This window comes from Flavobacterium cupreum (assembly GCF_003996965.1).
GTDB classification, from domain to species: Bacteria; Bacteroidota; Bacteroidia; order Flavobacteriales; family Flavobacteriaceae; genus Flavobacterium; species Flavobacterium cupreum.
In genome coordinates, this window is the sequence record NZ_QWDM01000016.1 from 22,982 (window position 1) to 46,386 (window position 23,405).

The 23,405-nt window shown below is 33.3% G+C and carries 20 protein-coding genes; 18 read left to right on the forward strand and 2 right to left on the reverse strand.

Annotated elements, in window-relative coordinates; genetic code table 11:
- The first annotated feature begins 1 nt into the window (after position 1).
- The 5 genes from D0817_RS20150 to D0817_RS20170 all read left to right on the forward strand — a co-directional run bounded on the left by D0817_RS20150 (position 2) and on the right by D0817_RS20170 (position 5,713).
- On the forward strand, positions 2 to 1,825 hold the full coding sequence (locus D0817_RS20150) for a DUF262 domain-containing protein (RefSeq protein ID WP_127340162.1): 1,824 nt from the start codon (positions 2 to 4) through the stop codon (positions 1,823 to 1,825).
- A gap of 183 nt (positions 1,826 to 2,008) precedes the next feature.
- Positions 2,009 to 3,022 (forward strand): nucleoid-associated protein, encoded by a 1,014-nt coding sequence (locus tag D0817_RS20155; protein ID WP_127340163.1) that lies wholly within the window; start codon positions 2,009 to 2,011, stop codon positions 3,020 to 3,022.
- Positions 3,022 to 4,299, forward strand: coding sequence for a hypothetical protein (locus D0817_RS20160; RefSeq protein ID WP_127340164.1), 1,278 nt, complete (start codon positions 3,022 to 3,024; stop codon positions 4,297 to 4,299). Before D0817_RS20155 ends, D0817_RS20160 begins: the two co-directional genes overlap by 1 nt.
- A gap of 405 nt (positions 4,300 to 4,704) precedes the next feature.
- A complete protein-coding gene (locus tag D0817_RS20165; protein ID WP_127340165.1) occupies positions 4,705 to 5,172 on the forward strand; it encodes an N-acetyltransferase in 468 nt (155 codons plus the stop codon).
- The gene (locus tag D0817_RS20170; protein WP_127340166.1) at positions 5,165 to 5,713 is read left to right on the forward strand and encodes a hypothetical protein; all 549 of its coding nucleotides are present in this window, start codon (positions 5,165 to 5,167) and stop codon (positions 5,711 to 5,713) included. The genes D0817_RS20165 and D0817_RS20170 overlap by 8 nt, the downstream gene beginning before the upstream one ends.
- A gap of 187 nt (positions 5,714 to 5,900) precedes the next feature.
- Here the strand turns inward: D0817_RS20170 and D0817_RS20175 are convergent, their stop codons facing one another.
- Together D0817_RS20175 and D0817_RS20180 are read right to left on the reverse strand one after the other, a co-directional pair.
- Positions 5,901 to 6,077 carry a BF3379 family histone-like protein gene (locus D0817_RS20175; protein ID WP_089477515.1) on the reverse strand — a complete coding sequence of 59 codons (177 nt, stop codon included), beginning with the start codon at positions 6,075 to 6,077 and terminating at the stop codon, positions 5,901 to 5,903.
- A 125-nt stretch (positions 6,078 to 6,202) separates the two neighbouring features.
- Positions 6,203 to 7,828, reverse strand: coding sequence for an AraC family transcriptional regulator (locus D0817_RS20180; protein ID WP_238160915.1), 1,626 nt, complete (start codon positions 7,826 to 7,828; stop codon positions 6,203 to 6,205).
- Positions 7,829 to 8,262: 434 nt separating this feature from the next.
- Here D0817_RS20180 and D0817_RS20185 point away from each other — a divergent pair, with 434 nt between their 5' ends.
- The 13 genes from D0817_RS20185 (at position 8,263) to D0817_RS20245 (ending at position 23,393) form a co-directional block, all read left to right on the forward strand.
- Positions 8,263 to 8,976 carry a hypothetical protein gene (locus D0817_RS20185; RefSeq protein ID WP_127340168.1) on the forward strand — a complete coding sequence of 238 codons (714 nt, stop codon included), beginning with the start codon at positions 8,263 to 8,265 and terminating at the stop codon, positions 8,974 to 8,976.
- 2 nt (positions 8,977 to 8,978) lie between these two features.
- Positions 8,979 to 9,227, forward strand: coding sequence for a hypothetical protein (locus D0817_RS20190; protein ID WP_127340169.1), 249 nt, complete (start codon positions 8,979 to 8,981; stop codon positions 9,225 to 9,227).
- Positions 9,228 to 9,270: 43 nt separating this feature from the next.
- Positions 9,271 to 10,131 (forward strand): helix-turn-helix domain-containing protein, encoded by an 861-nt coding sequence (locus D0817_RS20195; RefSeq protein ID WP_127340170.1) that lies wholly within the window; start codon positions 9,271 to 9,273, stop codon positions 10,129 to 10,131.
- A 109-nt stretch (positions 10,132 to 10,240) separates the two neighbouring features.
- Positions 10,241 to 10,921 (forward strand): hypothetical protein, encoded by a 681-nt coding sequence (locus D0817_RS20200; protein ID WP_127340171.1) that lies wholly within the window; start codon positions 10,241 to 10,243, stop codon positions 10,919 to 10,921.
- A gap of 25 nt (positions 10,922 to 10,946) precedes the next feature.
- On the forward strand, positions 10,947 to 11,495 hold the full coding sequence (locus tag D0817_RS20205; RefSeq protein WP_127340172.1) for a hypothetical protein: 549 nt from the start codon (positions 10,947 to 10,949) through the stop codon (positions 11,493 to 11,495).
- 259 nt (positions 11,496 to 11,754) lie between these two features.
- Positions 11,755 to 12,186, forward strand: a complete 432-nt coding sequence (locus tag D0817_RS20210) for a DoxX family protein (protein ID WP_089477521.1) — start codon at positions 11,755 to 11,757, stop codon at positions 12,184 to 12,186.
- On the forward strand, positions 12,176 to 13,306 hold the full coding sequence (chrA, locus tag D0817_RS20215) for a chromate efflux transporter (protein ID WP_127340173.1): 1,131 nt from the start codon (positions 12,176 to 12,178) through the stop codon (positions 13,304 to 13,306). The genes D0817_RS20210 and chrA overlap by 11 nt, the downstream gene beginning before the upstream one ends.
- A 244-nt stretch (positions 13,307 to 13,550) precedes the next feature.
- Positions 13,551 to 14,030: a hypothetical protein gene (locus D0817_RS20220; protein WP_089477523.1), complete on the forward strand. Its 480-nt coding sequence runs from the start codon at positions 13,551 to 13,553 to the stop codon at positions 14,028 to 14,030.
- 138 nt (positions 14,031 to 14,168) lie between these two features.
- Positions 14,169 to 14,513 (forward strand): DUF4134 domain-containing protein, encoded by a 345-nt coding sequence (locus tag D0817_RS20225; protein WP_127340174.1) that lies wholly within the window; start codon positions 14,169 to 14,171, stop codon positions 14,511 to 14,513.
- Positions 14,514 to 14,524: 11 nt separating this feature from the next.
- Complete coding sequence (locus tag D0817_RS20230; RefSeq protein ID WP_127340175.1) at positions 14,525 to 14,953, forward strand: DUF1896 family protein; 429 nt, start codon at positions 14,525 to 14,527, stop codon at positions 14,951 to 14,953.
- A 38-nt stretch (positions 14,954 to 14,991) separates the two neighbouring features.
- Positions 14,992 to 20,562 (forward strand): helicase-like domain-containing protein, encoded by a 5,571-nt coding sequence (locus D0817_RS20235; RefSeq protein WP_127340176.1) that lies wholly within the window; start codon positions 14,992 to 14,994, stop codon positions 20,560 to 20,562.
- Between the two features lie 10 nt (positions 20,563 to 20,572).
- Complete coding sequence (locus tag D0817_RS20240) at positions 20,573 to 20,890, forward strand: DUF4133 domain-containing protein (protein WP_127340177.1); 318 nt, start codon at positions 20,573 to 20,575, stop codon at positions 20,888 to 20,890.
- 40 nt (positions 20,891 to 20,930) lie between these two features.
- A complete protein-coding gene (locus D0817_RS20245) occupies positions 20,931 to 23,393 on the forward strand; it encodes a TraG family conjugative transposon ATPase (protein WP_127340178.1) in 2,463 nt (820 codons plus the stop codon).
- Positions 23,394 to 23,405: the final 12 nt, after the last annotated feature.

Consider the following 23,405-nt stretch of genomic DNA (forward strand, 5'->3'; position numbering starts at 1 on the left):
TATGAGCTTAAGCAATAACATACAAGCAAACGCTAGAAAATTATTTGAATTACTACAAAATAAATATATTGTTGATTATTTTCAAAGAGAATATAAATGGGAATACAAACATATTGAACAATTGTTAGTTGATTTAGAAGCATCTTTTTTATCTAATTATGAAATTGGGAATACAATCTTAGATATTAATAGTAAATATAATTCATATTATCTAGGTCCTGTAGTAATCTGTGAAAAAGGTAGTATTCGTTCAATTGTGGATGGGCAACAAAGACTTACTTCAATAACTTTATTGCTTATCTATCTTCATAACCTTCAAAAAGACAGTATTGATCCAGAAGATATTATTCCATTAATATACTCCAAAAAAGGTGGCAGAAAAACTTATAATATCGAAGTTCCAGATAGAACTAAAATTTTAGAAGCACTTTTTAATAGTGAAGATTATGATGTAAGTAAGGAGACTGATGAATCTATTAAAAATATGTTTGAAAGATATACTGATATTTCTAATATATTTTCTGATGAGTTAAAAAATGACAAATTGCCTTTATTTATTGAATGGCTTAAAGAGAAAGTTGTTTTTGTTGAAATTCTAGCATATAGTGATGAAAATGCTTATACAATTTTTGAAACAATGAATGATAGAGGTCTAAACCTAACTCCAACAGAAATGTTGAAAGGTTATTTATTGACACATTTAAAAGATCCTATCAAAATAGATGAATTAAATGTTATTTGGAAAGAAAAAATTTCAAACTTACATAAATACTCGACTCAGGAAGATTTAGAATTTATTAGAGCATGGCTAAGAAGTCAATATGCAGACACAATTCGTAGCGGTGCTCGTGGTGCTGAAAATGAGGATTTTGAAAAAATTGGAACAAGATTTCATACTTGGGTAAAAGATAACCACAAAAAAATTGGGCTCTCAAGTTCTGATGAATTTTATTATTTTATAAAAGGTGATTTTGAATTTTATTCGACATTATATGAAAAAATAAAAATATACGAAAGTTCATATAATTATGGAATTGAAAGACTTTATTTAACTTCATATTGGGGTATTGCTTCTTCGTTAAGTTATCCTCTATTGATGTCATCAATAAATAAATTAGATAATGAAGAAACTATTTTACAGAAACTTAAAGCTGTTTCAACTTTTATTGACATTTTGATAGTAACCAGAGCAATTAACTACAAAGGTAGTTCTCAATCATTTTTAAGATACATAATCTATACTTTAGTTAAAGACATAAGAAATACAAGTGTTATTGAATTAAAATTAATTTTAAAAGAAAGATTATCTTCAAGTAAAGAGAGCATTAATGAGGTTGATAAGTTTTTCTATAATAATGGTAATAGAAAGTTTATTCATTATCTATTAGCTCGTTGCACTCTTTATATTGAAAATAATATATATTCTAATAATGAAATCGAAATGTATGATTTGATGGCAACTAGAAAATATAATAGATTTGTATTAACACCAATTATATGGGAATATAATAAGTATAACAGTCATTTTGAAAATGAAGAAACTTATTTTGCAACTGAAAAAAAATTAGGTAACTTTTTACTAATTCCTAATCCAACTTCAATTGAATTTGGACCAGATAATAAATTGACAAAAGTTAGTAAACTTAAAAAAGAATTAAAATTATCGAATTGTTTAACTAATAATTATTACAACAAGTTAGATGACCAGGATTTTTTAATTCAAAAGGGTTTTTCCTCACTTACAAACTTCAAAGAAGGAATTGATAACAGAACTTTAGCAATAAATAATTTAATCAAAGAAATTTGGAGTATAGAAAATATATAGAATCACTACCTACAGGATTTGCTTCAATAAGTTTGGGCAATCTGCTTAATTTAAAAATGTTTTTATACTTGGGGATTATTTAGGAAATCCAAGAATAAAGCTTAATACCGAGCCTCTGCCTTGCAAGGAAATGTTAGTGGAAATCATAAACGACCATACTGTAAAAAATAAAAGATATAATTAATGGAATTAAGGAAATTAATAATTCACGAATTAATAAAAGAAAAAGAAAGTAATCAAGTTGAAATAGTACTGTCAGAGGAATTAATTCCCAATAATGATGAATCGACAGCTTTGGTATCGGCACTATCTGATAGCTATAGAAGCGATAGAATTTTATATGCAATATTTGACAATACAGAAGGAAAATATTTTCCAGAAAAATTTTCTGAATACAGACATGCCCAGAGAGATGATACCGATTTCATTTCTTTTACTAAACTTGTAATGGGTAATTTAGTTGGATTTATAAAACCAGTTATTTTTGCAACAGGTGGATACGTTATTTTTGCAGAATATAGTGAAAATGGCTATAATTTTGTATCAATTTTTTTAATTCGCGATGTTGAAGGTAAAATTTTAAGAAAAACTCGAAATTCATATTCAATTCAGACTGTTGAGTATGTAGATACCAAAAATCTTGCAATGGCTTGTCGAATAAATGAAAATCGAATTGATGAAGATGAAATAAATTATCTTTCATTTACACAATTAAGGCAACAAGAAGTTTCGGAATATTTTAAAGCTTGGATTTCTATTCAACAGATTGAAAGCAGTAGTGATTACACTAAAGCCTTATACACAATAATTACGCAAATTGTCCCACCAATTGACCCGGAAACTACTTTACCCTACCCAATTGAAACTTTTAGAAATTTAGTTTACAGTTACGCTTCTTCAAGTCCAAATGATACTGTTAACATTAGAGATTTAAGCCAACATTTTTACGGAAACCCAAATACGGTTTCGGATTATGCAAATGCAAATAATATATCATTGGACACGGAATTTAGATATAATAAAAGACAGCTTAAAAAGTTTGTTAAGCTTGAAGTTAATCGAGATGGTATCAATTTAAAATTTTCAAGAGGAACTTTAAACGAAAAAATTAGAATTTCTGAAGAAGACCCAAATATTGTTATAATCGAATCACAAAGTTTTGCAAATGCATTAAGAGTTGAAATAGAAAACAACTAATGATAGATTATCAAGAAAACATATATAAGATATTTAAAGATTCTGAATTTTCAATAAATCCAGATGATATTGTTTTTAAATATTCTGCCGAGATTGAAAAACAATTTTCTGATTTAAATATAAAAATTTTAAACATTAGAAATGAGACTTTAACTGTCGAAAAAAGTGATTTGAATTTAAATATTTATGAAAATTTAGAAGATTATCTAAAATTAAGTGAAGTAGTTAAAAGTGAAAATGTATTAATAATTAATAAAAGAAACACCCCGTTTTCTTTTATTGACAATAAAACTTTTACCAATTTTATTCCAGATGAAAATAATTTTTTCTTTTCAAATTCAAAATCTTTCAATCAATTTATCGAATTTATGAAATCTCAAGAAATAGATTCTGACGAAGCATTTCATTTTGTAGATTATGTAAATAAAACTAATAGAAAAATTGTGTTCACAAGTTTAAGTGAAAAAGGAAGATTAATTATGAAATATTTTAATGAAATACATCATTTTGACAATAAAGTTGATTATAGTATTTCATTTGAAGAATTTACAACTTGCTTTACTAAAGAGAATTTACATTTGCCAAAATTTTTGAAAAATTCAATTATAGAGTTTTCAGCAAAAAATAAAAAAGAAATAAGAATTTACGAGTTTTTTGAAAATCTAGGAACAATAATAAAAACGGCAAAAATAAACTTTGAAATTTATTTGAATAACTTATCCATAGATTCTATTAAAAAGGAATATGACGAATATAAATCTAAATATTTCAAGGAAATTTCAGAAATTCTCTCAAATATAACCCAAAAAATAATTGGTTTGCCAATTGTTATTGCTACAACTTTGTTTGCTTTAGAAAAAATTCAAGTTTCAGTTCAATTTTTAGCAATGATTATCGTAACAATACTCATAACTAATATTTACTTAATTCTTTTATTAAAAATAAACTTCAACGATTTAGCATATATAAAAACTGTTTCTGAAAGAGATTACAAAAAACTAATTTCAAATAAGTTTTTCATGATTTTTCCTGATGAAAAACGATATTTTACAGAAATAAATTTAAGATTAGGAAAGAGAGTAACACAATTAAAAAACATTTGTGAAACCTATTTTTGGATTATCGGATTAACAAATATTGGATTAAACATTTTAATTTTTAATAAATTAGATTTTTCAACGGGTGCCATCTCAATAATTAGTCTAGTTAGTCTTGGAATATTTGCATTTACAAGAAATCATATTTTAGAAAATATTGAAGAAAAAAGTGTCATATAACAGTTAAGGTTTAGTTGGGCTAACAGGGACAACAATCAAACTTTTATTGAATGAAACTGCTGTACATCGATCCTTTATGTGGTTATCGAAAAGTGTGAAAAGGAATATTTAAGAAAGCGTACTGAACTTAATCCTTACGTCGTTAATCTTTTATATTTCTCATTTATACCTGATTTTTTTTACTGTCAAAAGAGTCTTTTTAATGCTCATAGTGAGAATACCTAAACAAATATTTTACTTAGACAATATAGATTGATATTAAAAGCTCTGATTAACATTCTCTGCATCCGTTTCAGCAAAATTACTTAAATTGTTAGTAAATAGAAATTACCTGATATTTTCCAAAAAACGTAAACTTAACAATAAATGTTTCCGTTTTAAGTAAACTATTTGTAAATTTGTGAAATGACAATTCAAGAAACTTCTTCGGGAAAAATTTACAATGTAGAAATTCTGCCAGTAGAAGATATTGATTTTAAGTCTATAGATAAAAAACGCTATTTTTTCGATTGGAAGGCTGAAAAGAATTATGAAATCTATAAGTTAAAAATTATCAATTCAAATGATATTTTAGGAATTATTTCTTTGGAAAGAATATCCGAGGAATGGAGAGTCCATATTAGACTTCTGACTGTTTCAGTAGAAAATAAAGGTTCTAATAAGAAGTTTGATAATATTGCTGCAAACTTAATTACCCATGCTGCGAAAATTGCAGTAGCAGAATATGCAGAGTTAGCCTGTGTATCACTTAAACCAAAAAGTACTATTGCCCAGCATTATATCGACAAATACAATATGAATATAACCGGAATGACTTTGAGTCTAGAGGTTCCGGAAATTTTAAACTTGATAAAAACATACGATAATGAATAAGAAAGTAAATATTGAAGATATTGAATTTGGAGTAGATTCAAGATACAAATCAAATTCAGAACGTGATACCGATGGAGCGGCTTTAATGGAAGCACGTTTACAACGAATTAAAAACTTATCCGCAGATCAGGTTATTCGTGTAAAACTATTACAACTAAAATTAAAAATGGAAGCTTATATAAGCAAACCAGCTTATGATAATCACCACTATTTTTCAGAATTCTTGTCGGCATATATTGATACTATTTACAATAAGAGAAGTAGTTTTGCAAAAGATATTGATATAACTCCGGTAAGTTTAAGTCAAGTCATAAACAATCATAGAGAACCTAAAGAAGAATTTATTCTGAAGTTAATGATACATTCTGAAAAAACATATCAGAATGTTTGTGAGTTCCATAAAAAGACATGGTTTCAGGTTTATTTTCATGAAAAAATTTGCGATACGATGTCAACACAAGACAAATGGAGGCCAAAAATTGAAAAGCATGTAAAATTTAGTGAATCTCTAAAGTTAGAAACTGTAGGTAACAGTCGATAACCAAACAGATAATTGGAATTATTCTTTTAAGTTCTAATTGAGACTTTTATTAATATTAGAGTCGCAGGAATTAAAGTTACTTACAGATTTATTAAGATCTATTACAAGGTTCATAATCAATTTACTTATTATAAAAAAAGCCTTTTCAGAAAGTCTGAAAGGCTTTTTAAGTAAAGTAAAGAATGAATTATTTTTTCGACTCCTCGATAGAAACTTTTCTAAACTCTTTTAAAAGTTTTTCAATTTCCAAAGTTGATTTCCGAGCTCTAGCTCCCGCTGCTTTAACACCTTTTTCAATTAGTGAATCTGATTCTGTTTTAAATATTTCGATTTCGGTGTTTATTTTGGCTACTAAATCTTTCATAATATGTTTTTATTAAATTAAGGCAGCGAAAATAAAACTTTGCTTGTTATATTCCAACTTTGCTGCAAAAAATAAAAACGTTTTTAATTCATAAATTGTATAGAAATCATTTCCTGATTTTTTTATTAGAGAATCTCATTTTCTTGAGAAATCTTATTTAGTTCCCCAATAAAATAAGAGGTTGGACACCCAGCTTGTGCAAAAAAAGCTTGGGTGAATGTTTTGGTACTGCTAAAGCCGACTTCTTCAGCCAATGCACTATTTGAATATTTTCTTATTTTAGCGTCCTCTTTCAACAACTTTATTAGATAATCGATTTTAAGATCAGCAATATATTTTACAAATTTCTTTCCTCTGTACTCATAGATTATCATTGATAAATATTTTGGATTGGAATTGAAGATTGAAGCAAGCTTTGCCGAAGTCAGATCCTTTGCTAAAAATTTTTTATCTTTTTCAAATTTTTCCAATTGTTTCAGTATGTCTGCCACAGTATCTTTATTGATGTTTCCAATTCCGTTATCTCCATTTTTGACTTCCGTTTTAGGAACAGCTTCGTTTTTTTCCATCAATTCCTCAAATTTTTTTCTGTAAATATTCTTGTTTGTGATATGTCTATAAGTAATGAATGACACGATTAAAAAGAATAAAACTACTATACCGGTAAAAATAAAATCATTATACTGCCTCTTGTTAAATAAATCTTCAATATCCTGCTTCTCTTTTAGTAATACTTTCGTATCGTACACCTTACGGACTCTGCCAGAAAGATATCTAAACCTGTTATCCAATACACTGTCTGCTTTAAGCAATTTCTCAATATAGTAAAGTTGTTTGTTAAGGTCCTTTTTAGACTTATAATATTTGATAATCAGCTCATAATTCTGACGCATGTCGGGACGTATATATTCTTTGTCATCAAAAATCTTATCAACTTTAAAAAAATACTGTAAAGCCATTTCGCGGTTGTGGAGATTCCAATAGCTTTTTCCGATATAAAAATACCCTACAGATTCATTTGCAAAATCCTTTTTTTTATTTATCGTTGGAATTGTTGCGCTGATCTTTTTAATAGCTGTGGTATAGTTATTTTTAAAATATTCATTAACACCTTCTGAATGAATGAAGTACTCTTTCATTTCATTATTGTCTAATCTTATTCCTTCCTGAATACCCTTTTCATTTATCTCCGAACATAAGCCGTAATTGCCAATTCTGTTATAACACAAACCAAGTGAATGCAGAGAATTTAAGTATGCTCTTGTATTATTTTCTTTAAAATAATCAATGCATTCATTAAATAAAGAAATTGCCTCGTCATAAAACCCCAGGTAGTATTTTATGTGTGCAATGTTATATTTGACCTTATATATCAAATATTTATCATTGGTTTTGGATATATAATTATCGGCTATAAGATAATTATCAAGAGCATATTTATGTTTTTTCTGTCCGTAGTAGACTATTCCTTTTGAAAGATAAGAAGCCCCAATTAGAGCATTATCATTTGCTTTTTTGGCACTATGAATCATACTGTCTGCATATACCAATTTTAATTTCTCAGGTAAATAGAATATATAATTTTTATACCCATTTACAATTTCCTCTGAATTTTGATCAATTTTCGCCTTGTTCAAAAAGTATTGAAGATAGTGTGCTTGTTTAGCTTTATCCTTAGCCGTTGCTTCTATGCGTTCAAAGAGGTAATCGTAACTTTTTCTTTGAAGCGTATCGGAAATTTTAGATTCCATTTTCTGCGCATACAATTGATTCATTAAGCAAAGAACTACCACTATTATATATCTTTTAATCATAACTTAAATTAAAAAATGAGACATTATTTGATTTAAAAATGCATTTTTAGTAGTAAAAAACACTACTGAGTAAATAAATATTACGTTTTGCTTAACACAGCATTAACAATAACGTAACATGCTGATAATTAGTATTTTTTCTAATAAAAAAGGTATGTCGATTTTCGGAAAATCGATATCCTATATTCGGAAAATCCACATACAACGTTTTGCAAATCAAAAAATCTACTTATAGATTTGTCCTGAATTCAATAGCAAAAAATATTTGGCATCGTGTCGGATTAAAGTTCTGCTAACCCGGGTGAAATGAACTGACTGAAAAAAAACAGTCATTGCATTTAACACTTTTAATCATGAAAAATCTTTTATTATTGCTAGTGATCCTTACATCACTATCCGTTTCTTGTACCAATGAGAATATGGAGCATACAGAAATTCTAAGCAGTACTTTACCAATAGAGAAGTCTAAAAAAACGGCAAAACTGCTTCAGAATCTTAACCCTGAAAATCCTGCTAATATATATGACATAGCAGGTAAAATACATAATGACATTCTTGATGTTTATCTGACAGGTACCTATTCCTGCAATACAATCAGCCAAGTCAGTCAAAAGGTGGATTCCATCTCAATTTTGAATAGTGATTATTTAAATTTGGAAACGCATCTTCCTATTGACTTTCAGGAGATACAAGAAATTATTGACAATCCTCAAATAAAATTAGAGCAGGCGATTGCAAACTCATCAATGACAAATGGTGCCAAAATTTCTCTTTCCAACTTTATGGCATCCATGCTTTTATGGGAAACAAATGATTATGCTGTAATTCATGAATCCATAACTACATTCGAAGCGTCCGTAATATCCAACACAGAGTTTAGCACTGAGGACAAAAGAATCATTCTTACCACTTCCTCTATAGCAAGATATTCATCGTATTACGCCATAGAACGCAAAGATAAAGACTGGGATACTTCTGTTGGCAATCGTGTTGGAGCTTTACAAGGTGCTTTGGCAAATTCTTCAAGTGCAGTTAACAAATCAATTGTTACAGGGCTCTTAATTCAAAATCTCCAAACAGATTAGCCATGTATATAACTGAGTCGATTGAAAAATACCTGCAATATGTGTATTGCGTGTTTTTGATTCTTTTCAATATTGTAAGCCTTTATTTCATCATAGACCTATTATCCTATGATGAAATAATAGGCTATTTAATTGATGGTGGGATAAAAACTGATTCTCCCAGAAAATTGGCCTATCTATTTTTTGTAAACGGCATTTCAAATTTATTTTTCGTTTGCGTTTCATTGATGGCCAGATTATTTGATAAGTAATACTTTCTAGCATAATTAAATTAAACATTTTAAAGCGCTTATTTTGGCATCTCTAAAATCAAAATATAACCCATCAGGCTTACAAGTCTACATTTTTGAAACATTCTCCTCCAGAATTGCTTTTAAAGAATCAATTATATTGAATCGATTTACCGTTTTGATTATAAATTCCGGAGCAGTATGCCTGTTGATCAACAGTAAAAAGATTCATTTATTTATCAATGAACTAATCGTTATTCCAAAAAAGTCTATTTGTGAAGTTTTAATAATGAGCAATCAATTGCAAATATGCCAGCTTTCATTCTCTTCGGAGTTTGCTTTTGCTAATAGCATAAGATTGCCGCATATTGGATATTTTGAATTTTTTATTGCAAAAAATACTTCCAAGATTTTTCTCAAAAATAAAGAAATTGGATTACTTGTAGATTTACTTAAATTAATCAATAGTAAGGTTAGAAGTTCAAATAAGAATATTCTGAAAAAGGAAACATTGCTTTTGAGTTTTAATCTTTTTCTTTATGAACTGGCAGGAACATACTATCGATCATCCTGGTACGATAATGTTAAACATACTGGAAATGAAAAAATAGTTATCCATTTTTTTAGGTTATTAGAACTACACTGCAGAAAAGAACACAGTGTGAAATTCTATGCAAATATCTTAAATGTTACTGTAGGGCATCTTACTAAAACTGTCAAACAGGTTACGGAGATCACAGCGAAACAATGCATCGAAAATGCAATCATTCTGGAGGCCAAAATCTTGCTTCAAAATAATGATTTAACCATTTTGTATATTTCAGAAGAACTGAAATTTGCCAATACTTCTTTTTTCAGTACTTTTTTTAAGAAGCATACTTCCCTGTCTCCTTCTGAATACCGTTTACGATTAAATTCTAATTAAATATTAACAACACATGTTTTGACTGGGTTAAGAATGTTCTATAAGCATTGATTTAGAGTACTGTCGATTGCAAGTCGGGAGAAATATTTACTAAATAAAAGTAAAAGAAATGACTCAAACCTATCTTTTAGAATGGATGGACTTAACGGTAACTTCAACCCTTAATCCCAACAAAACAGATCTTTCAATGATTACGCCAATTCAATCAAGAGCAATTATTGAAATGGCAACCGAACAAACATTTTTCATTCAGTCACAGTTTACTATACAGGTTTTTTCACTTACCAAAGAGAAACAAATCAAAATTTTAGTTGGAAATTATTATTCAACATTACTATTTCTTTTGGGTAAAATCACAGAAATAAATAATAATGATGATTTACACAGAGATAATCTAAAAGAGGTGACAACTACATTGATATCCTGTTTGGATGAATTAATAATTTTTGTTGAATCAAGATTTGCCAACTATTTAACAGTGCCTTTTCAAATTGTTGAAAGGAAGACAAGCAGTCCAATAACAGTGAATAGCACTTCCGGTAAAGTTTTATGTAAACTTTCAACTGATCAAACAGCCCTTATATTAAGAGCTTCCGATGAATTAAAGATTCTTATTTCAAAGTCAATGAATCATTTATTTAAAACAATTGTTCCTTTTCTTTCCACTCCAAACAAAGCTGACCTTTCTTATAATGCTATGCGAAGTAAATCATACGCTGCTGAAGAAAGAGATAAAGAGATTGTAATCGAAACATTAGAGAGTATGATTAAACAGATTAAAGAATATTAACTAAATAATTTAAAAATTAAAAACCATGAAAAAGCTATCGTACATTTTAACTATTGTGATTTTAATAATCACAAGCTGTCAACCTAAAAAGCTGGATGAGAAACTGGCTGCTACGCTTATTTTAGAGAAAAATCATTATCCTGCAATTGTAGATCATGATATTTTCTGTGGAGATCCCGCACATGCTAATACTATTTTTAAATCGGGACTCGTAGAAAAAGGATTTGTAAAGGTACTCCAAACCAGAAAATTTGGAGATACAACTTCGTTTGTAAGTTTTACCTCTGCAGCAAAACCGTATTTACTGCCTACACCGACATCTGATAAAATAAGTAAAATTCAACGTGTAAAAGTAGCAGATGAAGTTTTTGGATCAATTACAGCAATAAGGATTATGAGTTCCGGTAATAAGGCAATTGTTGAATACATTACAATTCGAAAAAAGAACATTTTTGCTGCTGCAATTAAAAATGGATTGAAAGATACATTGACGCATGAAGTCTATTTTATAAGAAACGAGGATGGCTGGAAGCTTCTGGATAAGAAGTCGGAGATTGAATTTTTATCATTTTAGAATATGAATTGTACTGTTTGAAATCATTTCATAGATGATTTGGAAAAATTGTAATGAGATTAAAACTAAAAAAAATATTTTTATTTCAATTTTAAAAAAGTCAAAAAAAATGTGATAAAACTTTTCTTATATTCGCTTTGACAAAAGTTAATTTAATGCAGAAATACAATCAAAAATTTTATTGATACTATTTTTTAGATGGCATTTATGATTTCTGTTTCAGCCTATTAATAACTATCTGCAGATAATGAATCGACAAATGAAAAAACTAATATTAAATACAGACAATTCAAAAACGACAATATTAATTAGACTTATGATTGGAGCTGTATTTCTTTCTGAAGGAATTCAAAAATTTTTATTTGCTGACACACTTGGTGCTGGACGATTCGAAAAAATTGGTTTGCCTTTACCTGAATTTTTATCGAGTTTTGTGGGCGTTTTTGAAATTTTTTGTGGAACGTTAATTCTTTTCGGATTTTTTACACGATTAGCAAGTATTCCACTTATCATTATAATGTTGGTAGCTATTGCGACAACCAAATCTGAAGTTTTAGCCGAAAAAGGTTTTTGGGGAATGATGCATGGAAGCAGAACCGATTGGGCGATGCTTCTGGGAAATGTATTTCTGTTAATTAAAGGAGGTGGCTTTTGGTCGGCTGATAATACATTGACCAAAGATGGTAGATAAAGCGACCTTAAAAGATATCGCAAGATTATTTCTAAAACTGGGTATTATTGGTTTTGGTGGTCCCGCTGCACATATTGCTATGATGCAAGATGAAGTGGTTACGAAAAGAAAATGGCTAACTGAACAGCATTTTTTGGACTTGATTGGTGCAACTAATTTAATTCCTGGACCTAACAGTACAGAAATGGCAATTCATATCGGATACGAAAAAGGAGGTTGGAAGGGTTTGCTTATTGCAGGCCTTTGTTTCATTTTACCAGCGGTTTTTATTACAGGAATTTTTGCTTATCTCTACAAACTTTATGGACAATTTCCCGAAGTACAACCATTTATTTATGGAATAAAACCAGCCATTATCGCCATTATTTTAGGAGCAATTTTTCCATTGGCAAAAAAATCGCTAAAATCGCTAGAACTAATAATCATCGGAGTACTTGTTTTGTTTGGATCATTTGTAAACATCAACGAAATTTATTTAATGTTTGGAGCAGGTTTATTCGCTTTGTTTTTGGCATATTTAAGGGACAGAAACCCAAATAATATAAGCAGTTTTTTTCCATTAACATTACTACAAATCACAAATACGACAATACTTTCTGCAACTAATACAAACTTGTTTTGGGTTTTTCTAAAAATCGGTGCAATACTTTATGGGAGTGGCTATGTTTTGTTCGCATTTCTAGATACAGAATTAGTTTCGGCAGGACTTTTGACAAGACAACAATTAATTGATTCTATTGCAGTTGGACAATTTACACCCGGACCCGTTTTTTCATCGGTAACATTTATCGGATATCAAATCAACGGTTTGACAGGTGCAGTCATTTCAACAATCGCTATATTTTTACCTTCATTTATATTTGTAGCGTTACTCAATCCAATCATAAGGAAAATGCGAAATTCAAAACTGTTTGCGGCTTTTTTAGACTCTGTAAACGTAGCATCAGTAGCAATAATTATTGCTGTTTGTTTTGAAATGGGCAAAGATACTATCACCGATTGGCGTACAATTTTGATTGCATTTTTAAGTATCGTAATTGCATTTGGATTCAAGAAATTAAATAGTGCTTGTGTGGTTTTAGGCGGTTCATTAATCGGATATTTGTTGACACTTATATGATAACAATCACCATACATTAATTCAAGTTAGCCTCCCAACTCGGGAGGCTTTTATTTTTTTTATTTTTTTTATTTTTTTTCTCCTTGATTTTACTAGTGGTACAACGGGGTACAACTGGGGTACAACAAAAAGTTGTACTTGTGGCAGTCTGTTGTCTATTGTTTCTTTGCCCTGTAATGATGAAGATCCGGATTTAGAATTCTGGATTGCGAGAAACTAATGTAGAACGATAAAATGATGAGGTATGTTTACAAACATTTCATGGGGTAATTACATAGTTGTAGTTATTCTGCTACTGGCAAGCTGGTATTTATTTGTTGGATTTCGATTTTATTTTGATGAATTCAAAGACGTCCTATCAGGAAAGCGGAAATTTCAATTCCGCAGATTAGGAGCCCCCAATTACGGAGACTTTCAATCCGAAGAAAGCTATCAGGGGTCGCCTGAAGCAATTTCAAATCAAACTTCTTTTGGCGAATTTGACAGCACCTTTCAGGATGTTGATGCGCTGGTTGCCCGACTAAAAAGTTTTATAGCAGATGCTGTAAAAAGAAAACTGCTCAAACAAGAATTCCTGGACTACATCCAACTCATCTTAAAAGAATATCCATCTGTAAAAGATTCTGCTTTTCGCTCTTCTGTCAGCGAACTTATTGTGACAGAATGCAAAACACTTGAATCTATAAGTGTTACCCAGGCAGAAGCAGAAGGGTTATGGAATTGAAAAATCTAAAACAATATAACGGAGGAAATGCTCCTGTCCATCCCGGCGCAGTAGGACAGATGTAAAAGGAAAGTGGAACGCGACAGCGGCAGCACCTCCGTTTTTTTATCTGAATTTTTAAACTTTAAATAATGTGTGATGAAAAAATGGAACTGGAATTTTAAAAAGTTTATTCAAGAAAAAACAAATAAGATCTGCATAATTCTGGCACAATTACTTTTTGTGATCAGTTATGAAACCTACGCCCAGGACGGTCTGGCAGGAATCAATGAAGCCAATCAACAGGTACGCAGTTATTTTGACGCAGGAACTGAACTTATGTATGCCATCGGAGCGATATTGGGACTAATAGGTGCTGTAAAAGTATATCAAAAATGGAATGCAGGTGATCCTGATACCGGAAAAGTGGCTGCTGCCTGGTTTGGAAGTTGTGTTTTTCTGGTAGTAGTGGCTACCGTAATCAAATCCTTCTTTGGTATCTAAAACTGGTCGTCATGGAAGATTTACTCAAAGAAAAGTTATGGCTCTACATTATCCATAACAATCCCGATTTGATGTTTACACTTCAGGAAGATTATAGTGTATTGGATTATCTCAATGAGAAAATAATTAGTGTTAAATCCATATTAGACGATATGTTATCTGATGGTACACCTAAATACATCATTGAAGAAATCTGTCTCAATGTACTTACCGAAGACCTGAAACCTTCCCGATTTCTATATATCCGTTCGTTGCTTTCTGATGAGTTTGAGAAAGACTATTTCGCTTTTCAGGAATCAGGAATCCTGACCTATGAGGTAATCAACCTTATGGAAAGCTGCAAACCAATTTTCGAAACCATTGGTTTTACAAAAGAAAATGAAGAAGATCCCATTTTGAGAAATGCCCTTATCGGTCAGATTGCTGACTATGTGAGTTGAGCTGTTTACAGCAGTATGTAGTATGAAAAGTAGTAATTATGGCTTACAATCTATCCCAAAAACTAAATGCCAATATCAGGGCGATTTCCATTGCAATGCAATGGCAGCAAGGTGATGCTTTATCGGAAGAAGCAGTTTTGGCACTTAAAGCTTATGCAGGCTTTGGGGGAATAAAGGCTATACTTTATCCAAATGGGTCTACCGAAGACTGGATTAAATCCGGGGCAACTAAAGAAGATCTGAAGCTTCATTCTCAGATAACTCAGATGCACGAATTATTGCAGGAACACTATTCTGAAAAGGATTATAATGCAGTTGTTTCTTCGCTGCGAAACAGTGTACTTACAGCATTTTATACACCGGATATTGTACCCAAAATTTTGTACACTGCTTTGGAAAAACAAGGTATTAATCCTAAAAGATTATACGAACCATCAGCAGGATCAGGAATTTTTATTACTGAAGCAGAAAAGGCTTTCCAAAATTTGGAACAAATTACCGCTGTCGAAAAAGACCGATTGAGCGGACTGGTGCTTTCTGCATTAAACAGTACACTTTCAACCAAAAACACCACTCATGTAATAGGGCTGGAAGAAGCTCCAATAAATGATAATGGAAGTTATGATCTTGTGGTCAGCAATATTCCTTTTGGTAATTTTTCTGTGTATGACCAAGCCTATCCCTATAAAGCCATTTCAGGAAAAATCCACAATTACTTTTTTGCAAAAGGACTAGATAAACTCGCTGATGGTGGTCTTATGGCATACATAGCGACAGACGGTTTTTTAAACAGTCCTTCCAATCAGAGCGTGCGAGAATATCTTTTTCAAAATGCAGATTTTGTAAGTGCTGCAGTTATGCCTGACAACCTGATGAAGGAAACAGGAAATACAGATGCGCCCAATCACTTGTTGATCGTTCAGAAAAATGAGCACAAAGAAACGTTGTCTGACAATGAAAAAGAGCTGCTGCAAACTGTTGAACTTGAAAATGAGTTTGGAAAATACAGTACCAATAAATACCTGCACAATCGACCAGAGCTCCTAATTGGGAATGAAGTGTTTGCCGGTAAAAACCAATATGGTCAGGCACATCAAAGCATTAGACAAAGTGGCGATATTAATTCTATTGAAAATCCTCTGGCGCAAAATATTACGAGTGGTTTAAAATATAATTTCAGTTTAGAGCGTTTTGAACAGGCTCAAAAATCAGGCATTGTTCAACAGCCTGAAGTCAGCACACGAAAATTCAATTACCTGCCCATGCCGGAGAGTAAGGCAAGCGGTATTTCCGTTCAGTTGGGATTATTTGACACTGCACCGGCAGAGAACATCAATCGTGCGATGGATTATATAATTCCTCTCGATGAAACAATAGTGGACAAAAAAACAGCAAGAATACTGAGCACCATACGCACAGCTGATAATCCATCTCATGAAAATGTCGTACTCATTGCCGCCAAACAAAATAAGTCCAATCGATATTTATATAAATTATATTCTAATGTAAAAGAAATTGATGGTTTTTCAGCCAATTGGATGAATGGCGGATTATTGCCTCACGAATTATTGGGGTTGTCCAATACCCTTCAATACTACGATCACAAGTATATTTACGAAGGAGATCAAACCCTTGAATCGGCCTTTAATTTGGAAAGACAACTTTATGAAGAAAATCTTTCATTCAAACCGTTCTACAAAGAAGGAACACTGGTTCGCCTTGGAGAAGCTGTTGGAATTATAAGTGATATCAACAGCGAACACAAGCAGGCTTTTTTCCAGCCATTAGCATCACAAGGTAATTTAAAATTTTACGACTCCTATATTGCCATTCGGGATCATTACCTGGACCTGTTTGAAAAAGAACAATTGGAGAACGCTGACAATAAAGAAATTCGGGAAAATCTGGATAAGCAGTATACAGACTTTGTTTCTCGCTATGGAATTCTTAACAGTCCTGAGAATCGCAGGCTGATTATGCAGGATTCCGCGTTTGGGTTTACTATTCTTTCTTCGTTGGAACGCAAAGAAGCAGAGCGTTATATAAAGTCCGATATCCTAAGTGAATCTGTAGTAAAAGAGCAAGAGCGTTATTATACAGACGATCCGGTTGAAGCGCTTGCCCGCTGTCTCAATGAAAAAGGAGATGTGGATTTAGGATTTATAAGTGCAGCAACTGGTCTTGAAGAAAATGAGGTTATAGAGAATCTGAACCATTATATTTATCTAAACCCCATGCGTCAGGATTGGGAGACCTCGGACTTGTACCTTAGTGGTAATGTCGTGGAAAAATTGCTACAGGCTAAACAGGCAGTACAACAGTATCCTGAAAACATGCAATACTATAAAGGAATGCATGCGCTTGAAAAGGTGCAACCCGAGCGTATCCCTTTTGAATTACTTGATTTTAATCTTGGTGAGCGATGGATACCTATTGATTACTATGAAAATTTTGCCGGACAATTATTTGATCAGGAAACAAAAATAAGTTACTTCCCATCACTGGACACCTTTAAAGTAAGTTCGGGACATAATACCAAGATCGATAGGGAATTTGCCGTAACTCCAAAGAGCGGGCGAACCACTTACGGCTACACTATATTAGAACACGCTCTGGAAAATACTGCTCCGTTTTTTACCTACGAAGTAACTGGACCGGCAGGTAAACCGATCCGACTGCCGGATAATGAAGCCATTCAGCTGGCACATCAAAAAATTGAGAACATCCGTAACGGGTTTATTGAATGGCTGCAGGAATTACCAATAAATGATAAAAATGAATTGGAAAGCCTCTATAATAATACCTTCAATTGTTATGTATTACGCGAGTATGACGGAAGCCATTTGAGTTTTCCGGGTTTGGATAAAAAAGCCCTTGAAATCGATGACTTGTACAGTTCTCAGAAAAATGCGGCATGGCGTATTATTCAAAACCACGGCGCTTTAATCGATCATGAGGTAGGACTTGGTAAAACGCTTACCATGATTGTCGCTGCCAATGAAATGAAACGATTAGGGATTATTCACAAACCTGCAATACTGGCATTGAATGCCAATGTAAATCAAATTGCATCAACCTATCGAAAGGCTTATCCCAATGCACGAATATTAGCACCTGGTGAAAATGATTTTACTCCTGCTAAAAGAATGAGACTCTTCCATGAGATTAAAAATAATAATTGGGACTGTATCATTTTAACCCACGATCAGTTTGGTAAAATTCCGCAGTCACCCGAAATACAAAAAGAGATCTTACAAAATGAGCTGGATAATATAGAACGGGACCTTGATACGGCCAAAGATCTGGGAGGCGATATCTCCAAGAAAATATTAAAAGGTCTTGAAATACGAAAAAATAATCTGGACGGCAGGCTAAAAACACTGCTGAAAGATATAGAAGATAAAAAGGACAGCGGCATCAACTTTAGAGAAATGGGGATTGATCATTTGTTTGTAGATGAATCTCACAAATTCAAAAATCTGACTTTCACTACCCGTCATGACCGTGTTGCCGGAATTGGAAATATGCAGGGAAGCCAAAAGGCGCTTAATATGTTATTTGCGGTACGCACGCTTCAGGAAAAATTCGATTCGGATCTGTGTGTGACCTTTCTTTCAGGTACTCCTATTTCAAACAGTCTGACAGAAATGTATCTGCTTTTCAAATACCTGCGCCCTAAAGAAATGGAACGCCAGCAGATTGAAAACTTTGACGGGTGGGCAGCTGTTTTTGCCAGAAAAACGACTGATTTTGAGTTTTCTGTCACCAATGAGATTATTGCCAAGGAGCGTTTTCGCCATTTTATTAAAGTTCCGGAACTGGCACTATTTTATAATGAGATTACCGATTACAAAACAGCCAAACATATTGATCTGGACAAACCTGACATTGAGGAACGGCTTATCAATATCAGTCCTACACCTGAGCAAAGTGAGTTTATTACCCAGCTCATGCAGTTTGCCAAAACAGGTAATGCGACACTTATCGGCAGGGCACCCCTTACCACGCAGGAAGATAAAGGCAGGATGCTTATAGCTACTAATTACGCTAAAAAAATGGCCGCCGATATGAGGCTGATAAATGAAGGATATGGTGATCATCCGAATAATAAAGTGAATACATGCGCCAGAAATGTGGCTGAAATTCACCATGCTTCCATGGAGCATAAAGGCACTCAGATTGTTTTTTCGGATATCGGGACACCCAAGCCGGATGACTTTAATATGTACGATGCCCTTAAAGAAAAACTGGTAAGGGATTTTAATATCCCGGCTCATGAGATTACCTATATACACGATTGGACTGATAAGAAGAAGCCAGAGTTGTTTTCTAAAATGAATACAGGTGAGATACGTGTTCTTTTGGGAAGTACAGAAAAAGCAGGTACCGGGCTTAATGTGCAGAAGCGTGTTGTGGCGATGCATCATATGGATATTCCCTGGAGACCATCAGATCTGGGACAACGCAATGGCCGAGGCAGCAGACAAGGGAACGAAGTTGCGAAACAGCATTATGGTAATAAAGTAAAGAACTTCATCTATGCCACAGAGCAATCCCTGGACAATTACAAATTCAACCTTTTGAAGAACAAACAGACTTTTATCAGTCAGATGAAAAACTGTGAACTTAATGTGAGGACTATTGATGAGGGAGCCATGGATGAGCAAAGTGGAATGAACTTTTCAGAATATATCGCAGTATTATCAGGTGATACTTCATTACTGGAAAAATCAAAACTGGAGAAAAAAGTAGCGGTAATGGAAAGCCTTAAAAAAGCTCATTATAAAGAAATTTCCAGAACTAAATATCAGGTTGAATACCTAATGGAGGAAAAAGGAATCACCTCTAGAACACTTGACAAACTAACTGCTGATCACAGTATTTACAAAAACAGTCTGAAGTATGAACCTGATGGTTCCAAAGCGAATCCTATACAGTTGTACGACTGCAGGACAGCAGATTCGGAAAGTATCGGTAAAGAAATTATCCTGCTCTACAAAAACTGGAAGCCTCCTGAAGGTGAAAATCAGGCCAAGCAGATTGGAGAATTATATGATTTTGGACTCTATATAAAAAGAGAACGTGAAGCGTTTCAAAATGATGGTTTGTACCAATATCGTTACTCTAACAGCTTTTATGCGCAACGTTTGGAAGATGGTATTAAATATACTTCCAATGGAGGAACTCTAAATATGGACAATCCGAAGTTGGCAGCCCGCCATTTTCTAAATGCAATTGATAAGGTGGAACATCTAAAGGAAAAGTACCAAAACTCCTTAAAGGATATTGAAAACCAGCTGCCGGAATTACAGCAATTAAGTACAAAAGTATTTAGCCAGGAAGATGAACTGCAAAAAATGAAAAGCGATCTCAGTAGTCTGGAAAGGGAAATAGCCCTAAAAATCCAAGAGAATCAATTGAAGGAAGCCAATCCGCAGGATGATAAGCTCAGTAATGAAACCAAATTAACCGATACAGTGCCGGTAATTCAACTGCCGGTAAAGAACGGTGAAGAGGCAAAGGTTTGCACAACTGCCGAAAGTAATACTGACAAATGGCAGGAACGCTCTTTTTCGGAAATGAGGCGCAGCAACAGAATGAAATTTTAAAATAAATAATATGTCAAACAGTGTCTATCAAATCAACAAGGGAATAAACCAAAGTATCCAGTTTAAGGGATTAAAAGCACAATACATCTGGTATTTGGGCGGCGGTGTTATTGTGCTCATGATACTGTTTGCTATTGTGTACATAGCTGGACTGCCTTCACTTATCTGCATAGCAATAATTGGTATTTCGGGGACATTATGGGTTTTGAAAATATATAAGATGAGCCAGCAATACGGCGAACATGGAATGATGAAAGCACTAGCAAAACGTCAGGTTCCCAAAGCAGTGAAATCCCAGAGCAGGAAGGTATTTATGATGCGAAAATAAAATTTGCTCAAAATGAAATGAGTGGTAAATAAAAATGAAGATGGAAAAGATGATAGATGATATTTTACCGATTATGGATGTAGAGCACGATTGCATCCTGTCCAAACAAGGAGATGTAACAGTGGTATTCAAAGCAGAACTGCCCGAAATATTTACTTTGTCGGATCAGGAATACGAGGCATTTCATCAGGCATGGCTCAAAGCAATAAAACTGCTTCCGAAATTTAGCGTATTCCATAAACAAGATTGGTTTATAGACAGTAATTTTGAGCCGGATTTCACAAGTGAAGACTCTAGTTTTCTGACCCGCAGCAGTGAGCGATTTTTTAATGAACGACCATTTCTGGATCATTCGTGTTATATTTTCCTGACCAAAAAACCGGCAGGCAGAAAAACGTCCAGTTCCTTATTCTCTAATTTACTTAGAAGTTCAATAGTTCCCGAAGAAACATTAAAAGCGCAGCTGCGTCAGGAATTTATTGACAGTACCGGACAATTCAGACGTATACTGGAAGACAGTGGTTTTGTGAAACTGACCCGTCTTGGAAACGATGAGCTCAGAAGTCACAGTAGAAAGATCGGTATCATTGAACAATATTGTTTTTTGTCTGAAAAACAAAACTCATTTGTTTTTAAGGACATTGCTTTTGACGATGGCCTGCAGGTTGGTGACAAGCATTGCCAGATTTATACTTTAGGGGATGCAGCTGATCTGCCTGCCTTATGTGGTTCTCGAATCAACTATGACAGGTATTCCACCGATAAGACAAAATTCAGTATCGGATTTGCTTCGACTCTTGGTCAATTATTGTCCTGTAATCACATATACAATCAATATATTTTTATAGAGGATTTTCAGAAAACGTTGCAAAAACTCGAAAGTAAAAGATTGCGTCTACAATCCTTATCAGCCTATAGCAGGGAGAACCTGATTGCACGTGATGCCACTAATGATTTTCTTAACGAGGCTATCAGCCAGCAGCGACTGCCTGTTAAAGCACATTTTAATGTACTGATCTGGACGGACAATAAAGAAGAACTGAAAGACCTGAAGAACAAAGTTTCGTCTGCACTGGCTCAGATGGATGCAGCTGCGAAACAAGAGACAGTGGGCGCTGCACAGATTTTCTGGGCAGGAATTCCCGGTAATTCTGCAGATTTCCCAATGAATGACACTTTCGATACGTTCACAGAACAAGCCACATGCTTCCTGAATCTGGAAACAGGATATCGCTCTTCCCTTAGTCCAATTGGAATTCGCTTGGGAGATCGTTTGACCGGCAAACCTGTTCATGTGGATATTAGTGATGAGCCAGTTAAGATGGGTATTTGTACCAATCGGAACAAATTTATACTGGGGCCATCTGGAAGCGGAAAATCTTTTTTTACCAATCATATGGTGAGAAGCTATTATGAGCAGGGAACTCATATTGTACTTGTTGATGTAGGACATAGTTACAAAGGATTGTGTGATATGGTAAAGGGTTACTACTTTACCTACGATGAAAAGAACCCGATTAGGTTTAATCCATTTTACATCAGCGAAGGTGATACGTTGGATACGGAGAAAAAAGAAAGTATTAAAACATTGTTATTAGCTCTCTGGAAAAAAGACAATGAAACCTTCAATCGAAGTGAGTATGTGGCACTGTCCAATGCGCTACAATTATACTTTGAAAAGTTAGACAGCAATTTGGATTTGTTTCCCTGTTTTGACACTTTTTATGAATTTCTTAAAAATGATTTTGTAACCATTTTGGAGGGCGACAAGGTAAAGGAAAAGGATTTTGATGTGAATAATTTCCTTTATGTGCTTCGTCCTTACTACAAAGGAGGTGAATTTGATTACCTCTTAAATGCTACTGAGAATCTGGATCTATTAAAAGAACGCTTTATTGTTTTTGAACTCGATAACATCAAAGACCATCCGATACTCTTTCCTGTGGTAACTATCATCATCATGGAAGTCTTCATCAGTAAGATGCGTAAGCTTAAAGGCATTAGAAAAATGATCCTAATTGAAGAAGCATGGAAAGCCATTGCCAAGGAAGGTATGTCGGAATACATAAAGTATTTGTTCAAGACCGTGCGTAAATTCTTTGGTGAAGCCATTGTAGTGACTCAGGAAGTCGAAGATATTATATCCTCGCCAGTGGTCAAGCAGGCTATCATTAATAACAGTGACTGCAAGATATTGCTGGACCAGAGCAAGTACCAAAATAAGTTTGAGCAAATCCAAGAACTGCTTGGGCTTACCGACAAAGAAAAAGCACTGGTACTCTCGGTAAACAAAGCCAATGATCCTGATAAGAAATACAAAGAAGTATTCATCTCACTTGGAGGCATGCAGTCGAAAGTATACCGTACAGAAGTGTCCGTTGAAGAATATTACGCCTACACAACCGAAGAAACTGAAAAAGTAAAAGTACAGGCGTATGCTAAGAAATTTGATGGTGACATCAGAAAAGGGATTGCAGCACTTGCCAATGACTTAAGAGCATAAAAAATTATGAAA

Coding starts and splice junctions, on each gene's coding strand:
- D0817_RS20155 (WP_127340163.1), top strand. CDS start 2,009: ATGGAATTAAGGAAATTAATAATTCACGAATTAATAAAAGAAAAAGAA.
- D0817_RS20230 (WP_127340175.1), top strand. CDS start 14,525: ATGGAAGATTTACTCAAAGAAAAGTTATGGCTCTACATTATCCATAAC.
- D0817_RS20150 (WP_127340162.1), top strand. CDS start 2: ATGAGCTTAAGCAATAACATACAAGCAAACGCTAGAAAATTATTTGAA.
- D0817_RS20175 (WP_089477515.1), bottom strand. CDS start 6,077: ATGAAAGATTTAGTAGCCAAAATAAACACCGAAATCGAAATATTTAAA.
- D0817_RS20200 (WP_127340171.1), top strand. CDS start 10,241: ATGACTCAAACCTATCTTTTAGAATGGATGGACTTAACGGTAACTTCA.
- chrA (WP_127340173.1), top strand. CDS start 12,176: ATGGTAGATAAAGCGACCTTAAAAGATATCGCAAGATTATTTCTAAAA.
- D0817_RS20180 (WP_238160915.1), bottom strand. CDS start 7,828: ATGGAATCTAAAATTTCCGATACGCTTCAAAGAAAAAGTTACGATTAC.
- D0817_RS20170 (WP_127340166.1), top strand. CDS start 5,165: ATGAATAAGAAAGTAAATATTGAAGATATTGAATTTGGAGTAGATTCA.
- D0817_RS20160 (WP_127340164.1), top strand. CDS start 3,022: ATGATAGATTATCAAGAAAACATATATAAGATATTTAAAGATTCTGAA.
- D0817_RS20165 (WP_127340165.1), top strand. CDS start 4,705: ATGACAATTCAAGAAACTTCTTCGGGAAAAATTTACAATGTAGAAATT.
- D0817_RS20220 (WP_089477523.1), top strand. CDS start 13,551: ATGTTTACAAACATTTCATGGGGTAATTACATAGTTGTAGTTATTCTG.
- D0817_RS20190 (WP_127340169.1), top strand. CDS start 8,979: ATGTATATAACTGAGTCGATTGAAAAATACCTGCAATATGTGTATTGC.
- D0817_RS20205 (WP_127340172.1), top strand. CDS start 10,947: ATGAAAAAGCTATCGTACATTTTAACTATTGTGATTTTAATAATCACA.
- D0817_RS20240 (WP_127340177.1), top strand. CDS start 20,573: ATGTCAAACAGTGTCTATCAAATCAACAAGGGAATAAACCAAAGTATC.
- D0817_RS20245 (WP_127340178.1), top strand. CDS start 20,931: ATGGAAAAGATGATAGATGATATTTTACCGATTATGGATGTAGAGCAC.
- D0817_RS20225 (WP_127340174.1), top strand. CDS start 14,169: ATGAAAAAATGGAACTGGAATTTTAAAAAGTTTATTCAAGAAAAAACA.
- D0817_RS20235 (WP_127340176.1), top strand. CDS start 14,992: ATGGCTTACAATCTATCCCAAAAACTAAATGCCAATATCAGGGCGATT.
- D0817_RS20210 (WP_089477521.1), top strand. CDS start 11,755: ATGAAAAAACTAATATTAAATACAGACAATTCAAAAACGACAATATTA.